This window comes from Agrobacterium sp., assembly GCF_032092815.1.
GTDB lineage: Bacteria > Pseudomonadota > Alphaproteobacteria > Rhizobiales > Rhizobiaceae > Agrobacterium.
In genome coordinates, this window is record NZ_DAMDBP010000002.1 from 74,488 (window position 1) to 89,982 (window position 15,495).

A 15,495-nucleotide genomic window follows, 5' to 3' on the forward strand; every position below is an offset into this window, starting at 1 on the left:
CCACGCAAAACCCCTTGTCAGCCATGCCATTTGCTATGATTTTTCATGTTCTTGCAAACGGCCCTCGAAATTTCTGCTTCAAGCGTCTATATGAGCGGCAAGGCAAGGAGTAAAAATGGCCCGCATAGACCAGACAGACGATTGGCGGGACCGCCATGCACCGACAATTTCCAGCTTTGAATCGCTGGCTATCGAGGCCTACGGCCATTTGCCGGAAGAATTCCGTGCGCTGACCACCAATCTCATCATAGAAATCGCCGATTTTCCGACCGACGAAGTGTTCGAGGACATGGCGCTTGAAACGCCTTTCGACCTTCTGGGACTGTTTGAGGGCAGGGGCATTACCGAGCGCTTCACCATGGAAACCGGTGAGATGCCAAATCGCATCACCCTCTACCGCCGGCCGATCCTGGATTACTGGGCAGAAAATGAAGAGACGCTGGGTGACATCATCACCCATGTCCTTATTCATGAAATCGGCCACCATTTCGGTCTTTCGGATGACGACATGGAACGCATCGAGGAAAGTGCCGAAGCAGCCGCTTCCGAGCGGTAAACGCCGTTAATTATTGCTCACCGAGCTTCATGTCCGGGTGGTAGTCCTTGCCCTCAACGGTCTTGGTGACCGGCTGTCCGCAATGCATGACACCGGTTGCGGCATTGAAGGCATAGGTTGGAGAACCGGCAAGTTCCCAGCCCTTGTTGAGCGCGTCGGTCACGCGATGGCAAAACTTAGCATCGTCAGGACCAGTGATAAAACGGTAGAGTTTCATGGATTTTCTGCCTTTCGTGCATCGATGGCCTGCGCCATCCGCAACAGTTTTTCAGCACCTGTTACATGCAGGCGCTCAATCATGCGACCATTCGCGTTGATTATGTTCAGACCAGCCGCTTCCGGCGCGGCAAAAGCATCAACGATGCTGCGCGCTTCGTCGAGTGCCTCGGGGCTTGGTGCAAAATGCTGGTTAGCCGCAGCAATTTGAGCCGGATGGATCAGCATCTTGCCATCAAAACCCATTGCACGGCCCTGCTCACATTCATGGGCATAGGCGTTTAAATCTCGAAAATCATTGGACACACTGTCGATGACATCAAGACCATAGGCGCGGGCTGCCAGCACGATCTGCATCAGCCACGGCACCAGATAGGTGCGGCCGGGAAGATTTGGCACACCGGTTTCCTTGCGCAGGTCATTGAGGCCAACCACAAAGGCAGACAAACGCGAATCCGGCGTATGGGCGGCCTCCGAAATAGCAGCCGCATTCAAGACACCGCGCGGCGTTTCAATCATTGCCCAAATGCGCATGGTCTCCGCGCCATCCTTTTCGGAGAGAATGTCCGAGATATCATGGATGTCCGAGGGCTGATCAACCTTGGGCAACAAGACCGCGTCTGGCCCGCAACGCAAAACAGTCTGGAGATCATCAGAGCCAAAGGCGCTATCGAGAGAATTGATGCGGATAATGGTTTCACGCCCGACAAGCGGCGTTTTCTCAAAAAACCGCTCCAGCGCCTCACGCGCCGCCTGCTTGGCATCAACAGCGACAGAATCTTCCAGATCGAAAATCACGGCATCACAGTCGAGATCCGGTAATTTTTGCAGTGCACGGTCATTAATGGCGGGTACGCAGAGTACCGAACGGCGCGGTCGGACAGTATTTTCCGGCTTAAAATTGTTCATGCCGCACTTGTGTCAAGGTTTTATGGCATCCGCAAGCACACTTCGCGTCGAATCCTCTTGCAAGCAAGGCAAACTACGCCCACATTGCTGATGAACGAAAGGTTTTGAATTATGCAAGGCATCCGCACTTTAGTCATCGCGGCTTCCAGCATCGCAATTTTGGCGCTGGCCGCTGTTTTTACTGCTTCGCTTACCGTGGCATTCGTTGGTGTGCTTGCGCTCATCAGCCTTACCCGCGCGGTGACAGCCAAGCTGAAGCCGGCTCCAATTCCGGTCAAGCGCCGCAACGACAACCAGCGTGACATGCGCGTCTGGAACGACGGCAAAGGCACAATCATCGACCTTTAATGGTTGCACAGCACGTCTGAAAAGCAGCGCTACGTCGCTGGTTTGAAATGACGTGAGCCATATGAGCTGTTTCCCCTTCAAATCTTGCTGGAATTGCTTTATTGGCGGCATTATCATGCGCAAAAGCACATTTGCCTTGCGAACACAGCCAAGCTGGAGCGAGAGATGGACAAGTTCACCAAGCTGACGGGTGTTGCTGCACCCATGCCGGTCGTTAACGTCGACACGGACATGATTATCCCGAAGGATTACCTCAAGACCATCAAGCGTACCGGTCTTGGGAAGGGTCTTTTTGCGGAATCCCGTTACCTTGAAGATGGTTCGCCAAACCCGGATTTCGTGCTGAACAAGCCAGCCTACCAGAAGGCGCAAATTCTTGTTGCCGGTGATAATTTCGGCTGCGGCTCCTCGCGCGAACACGCACCATGGGCACTGCTGGATTTCGGCATCCGTTGTGTCATCTCGACCAGCTTCGCCGACATTTTCTACAACAACTGTTTCAAGAACGGCATTCTGCCGATCATCGTCAGCCCGGAAAATCTCGAAAAGTTGTTGGACGACGCATCGCGCGGCTCCAACGCCGTTCTCAGCGTCGATCTGGAAAACCAGCAGATCAGCGGTCCTGATGGTGGCACAATCAGCTTTGAAATTGATGCCTTCAAGCGTCATTGCATGCTGAACGGCCTTGATGACATCGGCCTGACACTGGAACATTCCGCAGCCATCGATACGTTTGAAAAAACCAACGCATCCGTGCGCCCCTGGGCCTAAACATCCCTTATGCCGATCTTTGAAGCCGATTTGGCACGGTAATCCGTACCAAATCGGCTTTTGCTTTCCTTGAAATGCCCTCGTCTCGGGGATAAGACACCCTGACCCGATAGGACTGCTTCACCGTCTCACGTGAAACGTTGTCCGAGGGGATTGAGGTTTTCATGTTGTGCATGCCGTTATCGCAAAACCCGTTACGGTTTTCCGGTATGCGCCAAGGAGAGGTTACCATGACAGTTCGCACCCTGTTTCTGCTGCCCGGCGACGGCATTGGTCCTGAGGCAATGGCCGAAGTTCGCAAGCTGATCGACCACATGAACAGCGCCCTGAACACCGGCTTCAAGATCGAGGAAGGTCTTGTGGGCGGTTCGGCCTATGATGCGCATGGGGTGGCGATTTCCGATGCGGATATGGAAAAGGCACTGGCAGCAGACGCAATCCTGTTTGGTGCCGTGGGTGGTCCGAAATGGGATGGCGTGCCATACGAGCAGCGCCCTGAAGCTGGTCTGCTGCGTCTGCGCAAGGATCTCGAACTTTTCGCAAATCTGCGCCCGGCCATTTGCTACCCGGCTCTTGCTTCGGCCTCGTCGCTCAAACATGAGCTGGTTGAAGGTCTCGACATTCTCATCGTTCGTGAATTGACCGGTGGCGTCTACTTTGGTGAGCCAAAACAGATCATCGACCTCGGCAACGGTCAGAAGCGCGGTATCGACACGCAGATCTACGACACATTCGAAATCGAACGTATCGCCAGCGTCGCGTTTGAACTGGCGCGCACCCGTGGCAACCGCGTTTGCTCGATGGAAAAGCGCAACGTCATGAAATCGGGCGTGTTGTGGAACCAGGTCGTCACCGAAACCCATGCGGCGAAATACAAGGACGTGCAGCTGGAGCACATGCTGGCAGATGCCGGCGGCATGCAGCTGGTGCGCAAACCAAAGCAGTTTGACGTCATCGTTACCGACAACCTGTTCGGCGACATGCTGTCCGACGTCGCGGCCATGTTGACCGGTTCGCTGGGCATGCTGCCATCCGCCTCTCTTGGTGCACCAGATGCCAAAACCGGCAAGCGCAAGGCCATGTACGAGCCGGTGCACGGTTCGGCACCTGACATCGCCGGTCAGGGCATTGCCAACCCGATCGCCATGATCGCGTCCTTCGCCATGTGCCTGCGTTATTCGTTCAACATGGTCGACGAGGCAACCCGTCTGGAAACCGCCATTGCCAACGTTCTCGAAAAGGGCATTCGCACCTCCGACATCATGGACGAAGGTTGCCGTCAGGTTGGCACGTCTGAAATGGGTGATGCGGTTCTGGCAGAGTTCAAGGCACTGTCTGCCTGATCTGGCCTAGCGAATTGAAAATAACGGGCAGAGGAACGATGTTTCTCTGCCCGTTTGTTATTGGGTTCCGCCGGCCTTGGGTAACAGATGCTCATATTGTTTGTCGGTCAGCGTTTTCATGAAGGCCACAAGCGCATCAACGCGTTTGTCATCCAGCGCCGGCCCAGACGTCAGCTCGGTCATGGCAATGTTTTCAGGCACTTCTGGTGCGGCCCACACTTCACCGCTTTCCGGATTGATCTGCCGGCTTTTTTTCTTGCTATTATATTTGACGTAAAACAGCACAACGGTGCGCAGGTCCTTGAACACGCCATTATGCATGTAAGGTCCGGTTACGGCGACGTTGCGGAGCGTTGGCACCTTGAACTTGCCGCGTTGCGCATCGGGATCACTCACGGCCGGGTTCTGCGCCAGACCTGTGTCAACGGTACCCACTTTGGAGCCATTGGCTTTGCGCACGGCGGTGTTTTCCGGCACACCGATGTTGAAATATTTGTGGTTGGTGAACAGGCCTTTTTCAATGCCATTCGGTCCATTGACCTCATGGCAGAGATTGCAATTGGTGAACTGCCTGGAGAAAAACAGCACCCGGCCGAGCTCCTCCTGATCGGTCAGTTTTTCTTCACCGCGCAGATAGCGATCATATTTGGAATCGAACGGTGCAAATTCGTCGGTACGTTCAAAGGCGGCCAATGCCTTTGTCATGGCATCATAGGCATCATCAGGATTATCAAAAACCTTGTTTCCGAATTGCGTGCCAAATGCTGCGACATAATCTGGATTTTCCTTCAGGCGCCCGACCACGGTTGACTTGTCAGCCATGCCCATTTCCACCGGATTTAAGGGTGGACCTGCCGCTTGATCCTCAAGGTGCGAGGCGCGACCATCCCAGAACTGACCGCCAAAATATTCTCCCGCTTCGTTCCTGCTGAACGGTGGAGACAGTTTGGCATAGGATGCGGTTGGGGCATTACGATCACCAAGCGAACTGCCATTGTCGCCAAGTGAAACAGCCTGGCCAGCACCTTCATTTTCCCTGACATCCACCAGACCAAAGCCCTGCATATGGCAGGTGGAGCATGCCTGACTGCGATTATGCGAAAGGTTGGGGTCGTTGAACAACGCCTCACCCAACTTTTCCATCGTGGCGTAGTGTTCACCGCCATGGGCAGGAGACAACAACAGACCACCATTCGCAGACGCGAGCAGCGCCACACTGGCAACAACAAGACGGGAAGTAATCTTACACATGGTCTTTCAATAACAGCGTAATGACGCATTATTGTTGACCTATATCACTTCAATCCGGCCGAGCGCTACAAACTTTCTTTTTTCCTTCCAGTTTTGCAGCAGCGGCAACAGGGATATCCGTCAAGCATTGCGCAAACGTCCCTGCATCAGATCAAGAACGGCGCGTGCCGCTTCAAGCACATGGGTGCCTGGCCCAAACACTGCCGAGACACCATGGTCCAACAAATATTGGTAATCCTGACGCGGGATAACACCACCAACCACGACAATCACGTCAGTCGCTCCCTTGGCCTTCAGGGCTTCAACCAGCTGTGGAGCAAGGGTCTTGTGACCAGCGGCAAGCGACGACATGCCAACCACATGTACCTTGTTTTCAATGGCAAGATCAGCTGCCTCTTCCGGTGTCTGGAACAGCGGACCTGCGAAAACCTTGAAGCCGATGTCACCAAAGGCTGAGGCGATAATTTTCGCCCCGCGATCATGCCCGTCCTGCCCCAGTTTGGCGACCATGATCCTTGGCTGCACCTTCAAAGACCCGGCAAGCTCCGTCAGCCGCCCCTGCAAGGTGGCATATTCCGGATCATCGCCATAGGCGGCGCCATATACATTGCCGACCACGTCAGGCACCGCCGAATGGTCACCGAAAACGGCACGCATGGCATCGGAAATTTCACCAACCGTTGCGCGGGCGCGGGCAGCCTCGACAGCCGCTTCCAGCAGATTGCCCTGTCCGGATTTGGCAATGTCTGAGAGGCGAACCAAGGTCTGTTCGAGCTTTTTGGGGTCGCGTTGCTGACGTACTTTTTCCAACCGCTTGATCTGCGCATTGCGAACCGCGCTGTTGTCGATTTCAAGAATATCAATGGGCTCTTCATTTTCGAGCCGGAAACGATTGACCCCGACAATGACCTCTTCACCACGGTCGATCGCCGCCTGTTTGCGCGTTGCCGCCTCCTCAATAAGCCGCTTGGGCAAACCATCGGAAACCGCCTTGGTCATGCCGCCAAGCTCTTCGACCTCTTCGATGAGCGCCCAGGCTTTTTCCGCCAGTTCGCTGGTCAGGCTTTCAACATAATAGGAGCCGGCCAGCGGATCGATGACCTTGGTCACCCCCGTTTCGTGCTGCAAAATGAGCTGGGTGTTGCGGGCAATGCGGGCTGAAAAATCAGTCGGCAGGGCAATCGCCTCATCCAGCGCATTGGTGTGCAGCGATTGCGTGCCGCCAAGCGCTGCTGACAGCGCTTCATAGGCCGTGCGGATGACGTTGTTGTAGGGATCCTGCTCCTGCAAGGACACACCCGATGTTTGACAATGGGTACGCAGCATCAGGGAAGACGGTTTTTGAGGTTCAAACTCCTCCATGATCCGCGACCACAACAGCCGTGCAGCGCGTAGCTTGGCCGCCTCCATGAAGAAATTCATGCCAATGGCAAAAAAGAACGACAACCGACCGGCGAAGTCATCAACATTCAAACCTTTGGCGATGGCGGCGCGCACATATTGCCGACCATCAGCCAAAGTGAAGGCCAGCTCCTGCACCAGCGTCGCGCCCGCCTCCTGCATATGGTAGCCGGATATCGATATCGAATTGAAGCGCGGCATCTCTTTCGCGGTATATTCGATAATATCGGCAATGATCCGCATCGACGGCTCAGGCGGGTAGATATAGGTATTGCGCACCATGAATTCTTTGAGAATGTCATTCTGGATGGTGCCGGACAGTTCGGCGCGCGTACAGCCCTGTTCTTCCCCCGCAACGATGAAGTTGGCAAGAATGGGAATGACGGCACCATTCATGGTCATGGAAACAGACATGTCTTTGAGCGGAATGCCGTCAAACAGGATCTTCATGTCCTCGACACTGTCGATAGCGACACCGGCCTTGCCGACATCGCCTTCCACACGCGGATGATCACTGTCATAACCGCGGTGGGTTGCCAGATCGAAGGCAACCGACAGACCTTTTTGGCCTGCGGCCAGATTACGTTTGTAAAAAGCGTTGGATTCTTCCGCTGTAGAAAAACCAGCATATTGGCGGATGGTCCAGGGACGACCGGCATACATGGTGGCGCGGGGTCCACGCACAAAGGGTTTGAATCCAGGTAAAGTATCGAGGTGATCGATGCCTTCAATGTCCTGCGCGGTGTAAAGCGGCTTGATATCGATGCCTTCAGGAGTGTGCCAGACGAGTGTCTCTGCGGGGGCTTTCACTTCCTTCTCGGCAAGTGCTTCCCAGTCCTTCACTGTCTTGTCCACCGGCATCAATCTCTCCCTTTACCGTCATTCACCCATAGAAAACCACGCTGACCGGATTGGGTTCCAGCCGCGATGTCCTCACTCAAATTCCAGTATGATTTCGTCAACACTCAGGCTTTGGCCGGTTTTTGCGGCAACGCTCGAAATGCGCCCGCGTTTTTCAGCCCGCAGCACATTTTCCATCTTCATGGCTTCAACGGTGGCGAGTGCCTGTCCGGCCTCCACGTCATCGCCCGCAGCCACCAGAACAGAGGTAATGACACCAGGCATTGGGCAGAGCAGCATTTTCGAAGTGTCAGGTGGCACCTTGACCGGCATCAAGCGGGCAAGTTCGGCGACACGCGGAGATCGGACCTTGGCAAGCACATCCATTCCCCACCAGCGCAGACGAATGGCGGTGCCGGCAACATCCACCTTGGCAAATAGAACCTCGCCATCAATGGTAAAGGCGCCGAGAGTTCTACCCGGCAACCAGTCAGTGGTAACATGCAGATTTTGCTGCTTGTCGATCTCTATGACATCGCCATCATCACTTGCTGACAGGACAATGTGCCTTTCCTGCCCGGCAAGGGAAACAACCCAATCGGAACGAATGACTTTGTGATGACCGCCAAGAGATCCTGAGATAGCTGCTGCACGATTTTGCAGACGTTGATGGATGACGGCGGCCATCGCTACCAACGTGTTTAAACCTTCAGAATCCGGCTCAACGCCGTGAAACCCGTCCGGAAATTCCTCGGCAATAAAACCTGTCGTCAGATTTCCATCGCGAAAACGTGGTTTCTGCATCACCGCTGACAGGAAGGGCAGGTTGTGGCCGATGCCGTCGACCTCGAACTTGTCCAGCGCCTGAGCCATGGCATCAATAGCGCTGACACGATCAGGCGCCCAGGTGCAGAGCTTCGCAATCATCGGATCGTAATACATGGAAATCTCGCCGCCTTCGAACACGCCGGTGTCGTTGCGGATAATCACACCCGTTTCGTGCTGCCCTTCGGCCGGTGGCCGATAGCGGGAAAGCCTGCCTATGGACGGCAGGAAATTACGATAGGGGTCTTCGGCGTAAATCCGGCTTTCCATCGCCCACCCGTTGAGAACCACATCATCCTGTTCAAAGGTGAGTTTTTCGCCCGCTGCGACGCGGATCATCTGTTCGACAAGATCGATACCGGTGATCAATTCCGTCACCGGATGTTCAACCTGCAGCCGGGTATTCATTTCAAGGAAATAGAAATTACGTAGCCCATCAACGATGAATTCGACCGTGCCAGCAGAAAAATAACCGACGGCTTGGGCCAACGCCACGGCCTGTTCGCCCATCGCCTTGCGTGTTGCCACATCCAGAAACGGCGAGGGGGCCTCTTCAATAACCTTCTGGTTTCGGCGCTGTATCGAACATTCGCGCTCGCCCAGATAAATCAGATTGCCATGCTGATCGCCAAGCACCTGAATTTCGATATGCCGCGGTTCGGTGACGAATTTTTCGATAAAGATGCGGTCATCACCAAAGGAGGATTTGGCTTCGTTTTTCGACGACTGGAAACCTTCGCGGGTTTCCTGGTCATTCCAGGCAATACGCATGCCCTTGCCGCCGCCACCGGCCGAAGCCTTGATCATCACCGGATAACCGATTTGCGCAGCAATCCTGACCGCTTCATCGGCATCGACGATCAGATCCATATGCCCTGGTACGGTTGAAACGCCTGCCTTGGCCGCAAGCTTCTTGGAGGTGATCTTGTCGCCCATCGCCTCGATGGCACCGACCGGCGGACCGATAAAGGTCACACCAGCCTTTTGCAGCGCCTCCGCAAAGGCGGCATTTTCAGACAAAAATCCGTAACCGGGATGCACCGCATCGGCACCGGTTTTGCGGATTGCTTCAAGAATTTTGTCGATAACGATGTAGGACTGGTTTGATGGCGCAGGTCCAATATGCACCGCCTCATCAGCCAGCTTTACATGCAGTGCATTGGCATCCGCATCGGAATAAACCGCGACAGTCGCAATCCCCATGCTCTTTGCCGTGCGAATAACGCGGCAGGCAATTTCACCACGATTGGCAATGAGGATTTTGGATATCATGTGTCACCGCCTCCCAACGGCATAACGGTCAATCAATCAATGTCAGATACTCGGCGGGAACCGCGTCAATTAGCCAGACTCCATTGTCTGCCTGGTAAAATTGATGCCCGGCAGCAAACATTGCAGCGGCATCAACACTCAAAATTGCTGGCTTGCCATGCCGCTGGCCAACCGCCTTCGCAGTGACGTCGTCGGCCGACAGATGGACCTGTTGGCGGATGCCGGAACGTAACCCCTCACGCATGATGGCGTCGCGAAAACGCGTCGCCGTGCCATGGAAGAGTTGAGGTGGCGGCTCAACAGGTGATTTTCCGAGATCAACGGTGACAGAATGACCCTGAGCTGCGCGAATACGCAGACCATCATCCGAAAGCGTGAAACGTTTCTTGTCACTTTCCGCAACAATTTGGCGCAGCGTTACACCATCAAGCGGCATGCCTGCTGCATTTGCCTTTTCCAGCAAATCGCCGACATCCGCCCAGCCTTGTCCATCCAAGGCCAAGCCAATGCTCTCAGGTGCGTGGCGCAAAACGTAACTCAGAAATTTGCTGGTGCTTGCCGACATTGCAGTTTGAATCCTTGCGGAAAATGATGCGGTATCAAACCTCGAAAACGTCGTCGAAGGACTCCGGAAAACTCTGCCGCGCTACCTTTTCGTTGATCTGCAACATCGCCTCGTAAGAGAGCGGGTCGAAATTCTTTTCAGCAGCGATCACCTCACGTCCGAAGAGCAGGTTGATGCGCGCCGCATCGAGATTGCCGCGTTCGAATGGCTCTGAGCCAAAGTGATGCCAGAGGGCATGCAGGAAGGCCGCATCGATGCGGTGTTCCTTCGTATCGGGACGAGCCCGGCGTGGTAACGCCTTGATTGGCGTTACCCCTTTCGGATTGGCGCGGCGTATCGTGAATTGAACGCCAGTGCCCGGCATGCCGGATGGGAAACCACGGTGTTTTGTCATGTCGGGCAGGTTTGCCATGGGTATTCTCCTTACGCCTTTGCAGACGAATTCTGGCCAATCTTGTCCTGTGTCTTCGTATCGAAGTCAGAGGCATCATGGCGCTCATGCAATTGTTCAGATGGGTCGCCGGACGTCTTGTTGACCATGCAACCCCGTTTTACCGCTGGACGCGCGGCAATCTCGTCAGCCCAGCGTTTGACGTTTTTATAGATGCCGGTGTCGAGGAAGGTTCCGGCATTGGGGTAGGACTGGTCGAGAGCCAGCTTGCCATACCACGGCCAGATCGCCATGTCCGCGATGGTGTATTCATCACCGGCGACAAATTTGTTGTTGGCCAGGTGCTGGTCAAGAACGTCCATCTGGCGCTTGGTTTCCATCGCATAACGGTCGATGGCATATTTGATATGGATCGGGGCATAGGCATAAAAATGGCCAAAGCCACCACCAACAAATGGTGCAGAACCCATCTGCCAGAACAGCCAGTTCATGGTTTCCGTACGGGCTTTCAGATCCTTCGGCAGGAAGGCACCAAACTTTTCAGCAAGGTAGACAAGGATCGAACCGGATTCGAAAACACGGGTTGGTTCCGGTGTCGAATGATCCATCAGCGCCGGAATTTTGGAGTTTGGATTAACCTCGACAAAGCCCGAACCGAACTGCTCGCCTTCGCCGATCTTGATCAGCCAGGCATCATATTCAGCACCGGTGTGGCCTGCCGCGAGCAGCTCTTCCAGCATGATGCCGACCTTCTGGCCGTTGGGTGTCGCCAGGGAATAAAGCTGCAACGGATGTTTGCCGACCGGCAATTCTTTCTGTTTCTGCGCGCCTGCGGTTGGGCGGTTGATACTGGCAAACTGGCCACCATTGCCCGTTTCCCATTCCCAGACTTTCGGGGCTTCATAACCAGCGGGGAAGTTATTCGCGGGAGATCTCTCGGTCATCAAAATGTGTCCTTGTTCCTGAAATGGCGCATCCGGAAAACCGGAATGACCCGGAAGCAATATAGTAAGGCCTCCAAAGCATTTCTGCCCCTATAACGGAATTGTATCGTGTTTTTTCCACCGTACGTCCACCTGCTTGCCACGCAGTGACGCAAAAGCCCGGGCAATGCGACGGCGAGAAGAATGCGGCATGATGACCTCGTCGATGAAACCACGCTCCGCCGCCACAAAGGGATTGGCGAAACGCTCTTCATATTCCCTGGTGCGCGCCGCAATTTTCTCGGGATCAGCCAATTCGGAGCGATAGAGAATTTCCGTTGCCCCCTTGGCGCCCATCACCGCAATTTCAGCCGTTGGCCAGGCGTAATTGATATCTGCACCAATATGTTTTGATGCCATCACATCATAGGCACCGCCATAGGCCTTGCGGGTAATCAGCGTCACCATCGGCACCGTTGCCTCGGAATAGGCATAGAGCAGTTTTGCGCCATGCTTGATGACACCGCCGTATTCCTGTGCCGTACCAGGGAGAAAACCGGGCACATCGACCAGCGTCAGCAATGGAATATTGAAAGCATCACAAAAGCGCACGAAACGTGCAGCCTTACGTGAGGAATCAATATCGAGGCAGCCCGCCAGCACCATCGGCTGGTTGGCGACCACGCCCACGGTCTGCCCCTCAAGCCTGATAAAACCAGTGATGATGTTTTTGGCAAAGGCTTCCTGAAGTTCGAAAAAATCGCCTTCATCTGCCAATGCGTGGATCAGTTCCTTCATATCGTAAGGTTTGGCCGAATTGTCTGGCACCAGCGTATCGAGCCGCATTTCAAGCCGTGCAGGATCATCGAAATGCGGTCTTACCGGCGCTTTCTCACGGTTATTGGCCGGCAGAAAATCAAACAGCAACCGCACCTGTTCCAGTGTCTCGATGTCGTTGTCATAGGCGCCATCGGCAACGGAAGATTTTTTTGTATGGGTTCCGGCTCCGCCCAGTTCCTCAGCCGTGACAATTTCATTGGTGACGGTTTTCACCACATCCGGCCCGGTCACGAACATATAGGAGGTGTCGCGCACGATGAAAATGAAATCTGTCATGGCGGGCGAATAGACCGCACCGCCTGCACATGGCCCCATGATGACGGAGATCTGCGGCACGACGCCCGAGGCAATGACGTTGCGCTTGAAGACTTCCGCATAACCGCCAAGCGAGGCAACACCTTCCTGAATGCGGGCACCGCCACTGTCATTGAGGCCGATGATCGGTGCACCATTGCGCACCGCCATATCCATGATCTTGCAGATTTTCTGCGCATGGGTTTCAGAAAGCGAGCCGCCCAGAACGGTAAAATCCTGCGCGAACACATAGACCTGACGCCCGTTGATGGTTCCCCAACCGGTCACGACACCATCACCGGCAATCTTCTGGTTTTCCATGCCAAAATCCACCGCACGGTGGGTGACGTACATGTCGTATTCTTCGAAAGAGCCCTCATCAAGCAGCACATCAATGCGCTCGCGTGCCGTCAGCTTGCCTTTGGCATGTTGCGCATCGATACGCTTCTGCCCGCCACCGAGACGCGCCTCGGCACGACGTTCCTGCAATTCCTCAAGAACTGACGGCATTGCTCCTCCCCCAATCACCAAATCAACCTTATGACAGACTGACAAGGGAGGCTATTCAGCCAAAAGTCGCAAGGATTAAATCCTCGACCGCAAATTTCAGCCCTTGGCGATGGCGTGGAAAAATGTGCCCGTGACATGGCCGCGCCGACCGCCGGAAAGACCAAGTGGCCGCCCCTGACCATCGGCGATCTCCGCAAAGGACGCATCATTGCCGGGTTCAGTCACCCTGGCGTAGTGAAACTCATGACCACGCAATACCTCACCGGCCACACCGAGAGGACCATCGACGGAGATTGTCGCCTGGCGGTAACCCAGATTCATCTTGCGTTTGGCAAAGCTGGTCGAATGCGACAGAAGACCGGTCATGGCATGGGTAACACCCTGCGCATCCTCCAACGCCTCTCCCAGAACCATGTAGCCACCGCACTCGCCGTGAACCGGTTTGCTTTCAGCAAAACGTGAGAGGCCTGCCTTGAAGTTTGCAGCAGTACCAAGCGTTGCGGCATGCAGTTCCGGATATCCACCCGGCAACCAGCAGACATCACAATCATCCCGTGGGCCTTGATCGGCCAGCGGTGAAAACGGAATGATTTCGGCACCTGTTGCCCGCCAATGTTTGTCGAGATGTGGATAGAGGAAGGTAAAGGCGGCGTCCTGCGCCAACGCGATACGTTGGCCTGGCGGGGCAATTGCTGTTTCACGTGAACCACTATCAAGACTGACGGGTGCGGCAAGCGCCATCACCGCATCAAGATCAAGCGACTTTTCCATCGCATCGGCCAGGTTCTCGATATGAGCGTCGATTTCCGGGTGCTCGCTGGCCTGCACCAGCCCCAAATGTCGTTCCGGCAACACCAGTGACGGATCGCGCAAGACGCATCCGACAACAGGCAAGCCGATTTTTTCAATGGCCTCCGTGCACAGAGTGCGATGCCGTTCACTGCCTGCACGGTTCAGCACAACAGCAGACATTTTGACGTCAGGATCATAATGGGCAAAGCCGTGGGCGATTGCAGCTGCCGTCTGTGATTGACCAGAGACATCAAGCACCAGCAACACCGGAATGCCAAACAGCCGTGCCAGATCCGCGGCAGAGCCGGTGCGGTTTTCAGCCACCGGAATGCCGTCAAACAGGCCCATGGCGCTTTCAATCAACAGCAGTTCGGCACCATCTGCCTGTTCAGCAAACATATGACGCAACAGGTCTGGCTGCATGGCCCAACTGTCCAGATTAAGACCAGGTGTGCCGGTCGCAACCGCATGAAAGCCCGGATCAATGTAATCGGGACCCGTCTTGATGCCACGCACCTTCACACCACGTCGTGCAAAAGCGCGCAGCAGGCCAATGGTGACGCTGGTCTTGCCCGAACCGGAACGTGGAGCACCAATAATAATGGCACGAGCACTCATTGATCCGCCACTCCCAGACGTGGGCGCATGGAAACAATGTCACCGATGACGATCAGGGCAGGCGCTTCAAACTGTTCGCGCTTGGCATCCTCGGCAATGTTCTGCAACTGGCCGATGAAAATCCTCTCCTGCGGTGTGGTCGCAGACATGATGACGGCGACAGGCGTTTCAGGCGCTCGTCCACCCTGCATCAGCAGGGACGTTATCGTTTCGATGTTCTTCAGCCCCATATAAACAACGATAGGCTCATTGGTTTTGGCCAAGGCCAGCCAGTCAACGTCATCGTCAGTGCCAGCCGCATGCCCGGTGGCCAGTGTGATGGCCCGGCTAATGCCACGCATGGTGACGGGAATATAGGCGGATGCAAGCGCAGCAAGCGATGAAGTCATACCTGGAAGAACTCTGAATGGAATGGCTGCTGCAACCAGAGCTTCCGCTTCTTCGCCACCACGACCGAACACAAAGGGATCACCGCCCTTGAGGCGCAGCACCTTTTTGCCCTGACGCGCAAAATCAATCAGCGATGCAGTAATGTCATCCTGCACGGCAGATGGTTTACCACCGCGTTTGCCGGCAAACACAATCTCGGCCTGCGGCGCAAGTTTGAGAACCTCATCACTGACCAGAGCATCCCGCACAACGATATCGGCCTGCCCCAGGGCAGCAACCACCTCCAGCGTCAGATAACGCGGGTCACCTGGACCGGCACCGGCCAGCCACACATGACCGTGTTCAAGAACCGGACCGGTGGACATGATGCTGTTGAGAATTTCGGCTGTCGTCATTGTCTTTACTTGCTGTTTAACGATGACGGAAAAGCCGCCACCGGT

General features: G+C 55.0%; 15 protein-coding genes. 4 read left to right on the top strand and 11 right to left on the bottom strand.

Features of this window, described 5'->3' with window-relative positions:
* The first annotated feature begins 115 nt into the window (after positions 1 to 115).
* A complete protein-coding gene (locus RT613_RS01305; protein WP_313612346.1) occupies positions 116 to 556 on the top strand; it encodes a metallopeptidase family protein in 441 nt (146 codons plus the stop codon).
* Between the two features lie 10 nt (positions 557 to 566).
* Here RT613_RS01305 and RT613_RS01310 read toward each other — a convergent pair whose 3' ends face one another.
* On the bottom strand, positions 567 to 773 hold the full coding sequence (locus tag RT613_RS01310; protein ID WP_259148994.1) for a DUF1737 domain-containing protein: 207 nt from the start codon (positions 771 to 773) through the stop codon (positions 567 to 569).
* On the bottom strand, positions 770 to 1,681 hold the full coding sequence (locus RT613_RS01315; RefSeq protein ID WP_313612348.1) for a CoA ester lyase: 912 nt from the start codon (positions 1,679 to 1,681) through the stop codon (positions 770 to 772). Before RT613_RS01315 ends, RT613_RS01310 begins: the two co-directional genes overlap by 4 nt.
* Positions 1,682 to 1,792: 111 nt before the next feature.
* On the opposite strand from RT613_RS01315, the gene RT613_RS01320 reads away from it, so the two are divergent.
* The 3 genes from RT613_RS01320 (at position 1,793) to leuB (ending at position 4,143) form a co-directional block, all read left to right on the top strand.
* A complete protein-coding gene (locus RT613_RS01320; RefSeq protein WP_313612350.1) occupies positions 1,793 to 2,029 on the top strand; it encodes a hypothetical protein in 237 nt (78 codons plus the stop codon).
* A 165-nt stretch (positions 2,030 to 2,194) separates the two neighbouring features.
* A complete protein-coding gene (gene leuD / locus RT613_RS01325) occupies positions 2,195 to 2,800 on the top strand; it encodes a 3-isopropylmalate dehydratase small subunit (protein ID WP_313612352.1) in 606 nt (201 codons plus the stop codon).
* 230 nt (positions 2,801 to 3,030) lie between these two features.
* Positions 3,031 to 4,143: a 3-isopropylmalate dehydrogenase gene (gene leuB, locus RT613_RS01330; protein WP_313612354.1), complete on the top strand. Its 1,113-nt coding sequence runs from the start codon at positions 3,031 to 3,033 to the stop codon at positions 4,141 to 4,143.
* A 57-nt stretch (positions 4,144 to 4,200) separates the two neighbouring features.
* Here leuB and RT613_RS01335 read toward each other — a convergent pair whose 3' ends face one another.
* The 9 genes from RT613_RS01335 to cobA all read right to left on the bottom strand — a co-directional run bounded on the left by RT613_RS01335 (position 4,201) and on the right by cobA (position 15,450).
* On the bottom strand, positions 4,201 to 5,394 hold the full coding sequence (locus RT613_RS01335; RefSeq protein WP_313612356.1) for a cytochrome-c peroxidase: 1,194 nt from the start codon (positions 5,392 to 5,394) through the stop codon (positions 4,201 to 4,203).
* Positions 5,395 to 5,514: 120 nt separating this feature from the next.
* Positions 5,515 to 7,656 carry a methylmalonyl-CoA mutase gene (gene scpA / locus RT613_RS01340; RefSeq protein ID WP_313612358.1) on the bottom strand — a complete coding sequence of 714 codons (2,142 nt, stop codon included), beginning with the start codon at positions 7,654 to 7,656 and terminating at the stop codon, positions 5,515 to 5,517.
* 72 nt (positions 7,657 to 7,728) lie between these two features.
* The gene (locus RT613_RS01345; RefSeq protein WP_313612359.1) at positions 7,729 to 9,732 is read right to left on the bottom strand and encodes an acetyl/propionyl/methylcrotonyl-CoA carboxylase subunit alpha; all 2,004 of its coding nucleotides are present in this window, start codon (positions 9,730 to 9,732) and stop codon (positions 7,729 to 7,731) included.
* A gap of 28 nt (positions 9,733 to 9,760) precedes the next feature.
* Positions 9,761 to 10,297 carry an RNA 2'-phosphotransferase gene (locus tag RT613_RS01350; RefSeq protein ID WP_313612360.1) on the bottom strand — a complete coding sequence of 179 codons (537 nt, stop codon included), beginning with the start codon at positions 10,295 to 10,297 and terminating at the stop codon, positions 9,761 to 9,763.
* A 34-nt stretch (positions 10,298 to 10,331) separates the two neighbouring features.
* Complete coding sequence (locus RT613_RS01355; RefSeq protein ID WP_313612362.1) at positions 10,332 to 10,709, bottom strand: hypothetical protein; 378 nt, start codon at positions 10,707 to 10,709, stop codon at positions 10,332 to 10,334.
* Positions 10,710 to 10,720: 11 nt separating this feature from the next.
* Positions 10,721 to 11,632, bottom strand: a complete 912-nt coding sequence (gene yghU, locus RT613_RS01360; protein ID WP_275643409.1) for a glutathione-dependent disulfide-bond oxidoreductase — start codon at positions 11,630 to 11,632, stop codon at positions 10,721 to 10,723.
* 90 nt (positions 11,633 to 11,722) lie between these two features.
* Positions 11,723 to 13,255: an acyl-CoA carboxylase subunit beta gene (locus tag RT613_RS01365; RefSeq protein ID WP_313612364.1), complete on the bottom strand. Its 1,533-nt coding sequence runs from the start codon at positions 13,253 to 13,255 to the stop codon at positions 11,723 to 11,725.
* A 96-nt stretch (positions 13,256 to 13,351) separates the two neighbouring features.
* On the bottom strand, positions 13,352 to 14,665 hold the full coding sequence (locus RT613_RS01370) for a cobyrinate a,c-diamide synthase (RefSeq protein ID WP_313612366.1): 1,314 nt from the start codon (positions 14,663 to 14,665) through the stop codon (positions 13,352 to 13,354).
* Positions 14,662 to 15,450: a uroporphyrinogen-III C-methyltransferase gene (cobA, locus tag RT613_RS01375; RefSeq protein ID WP_313612367.1), complete on the bottom strand. Its 789-nt coding sequence runs from the start codon at positions 15,448 to 15,450 to the stop codon at positions 14,662 to 14,664. Before cobA ends, RT613_RS01370 begins: the two co-directional genes overlap by 4 nt.
* Between the last annotated feature and the right edge of the window lie 45 nt (positions 15,451 to 15,495).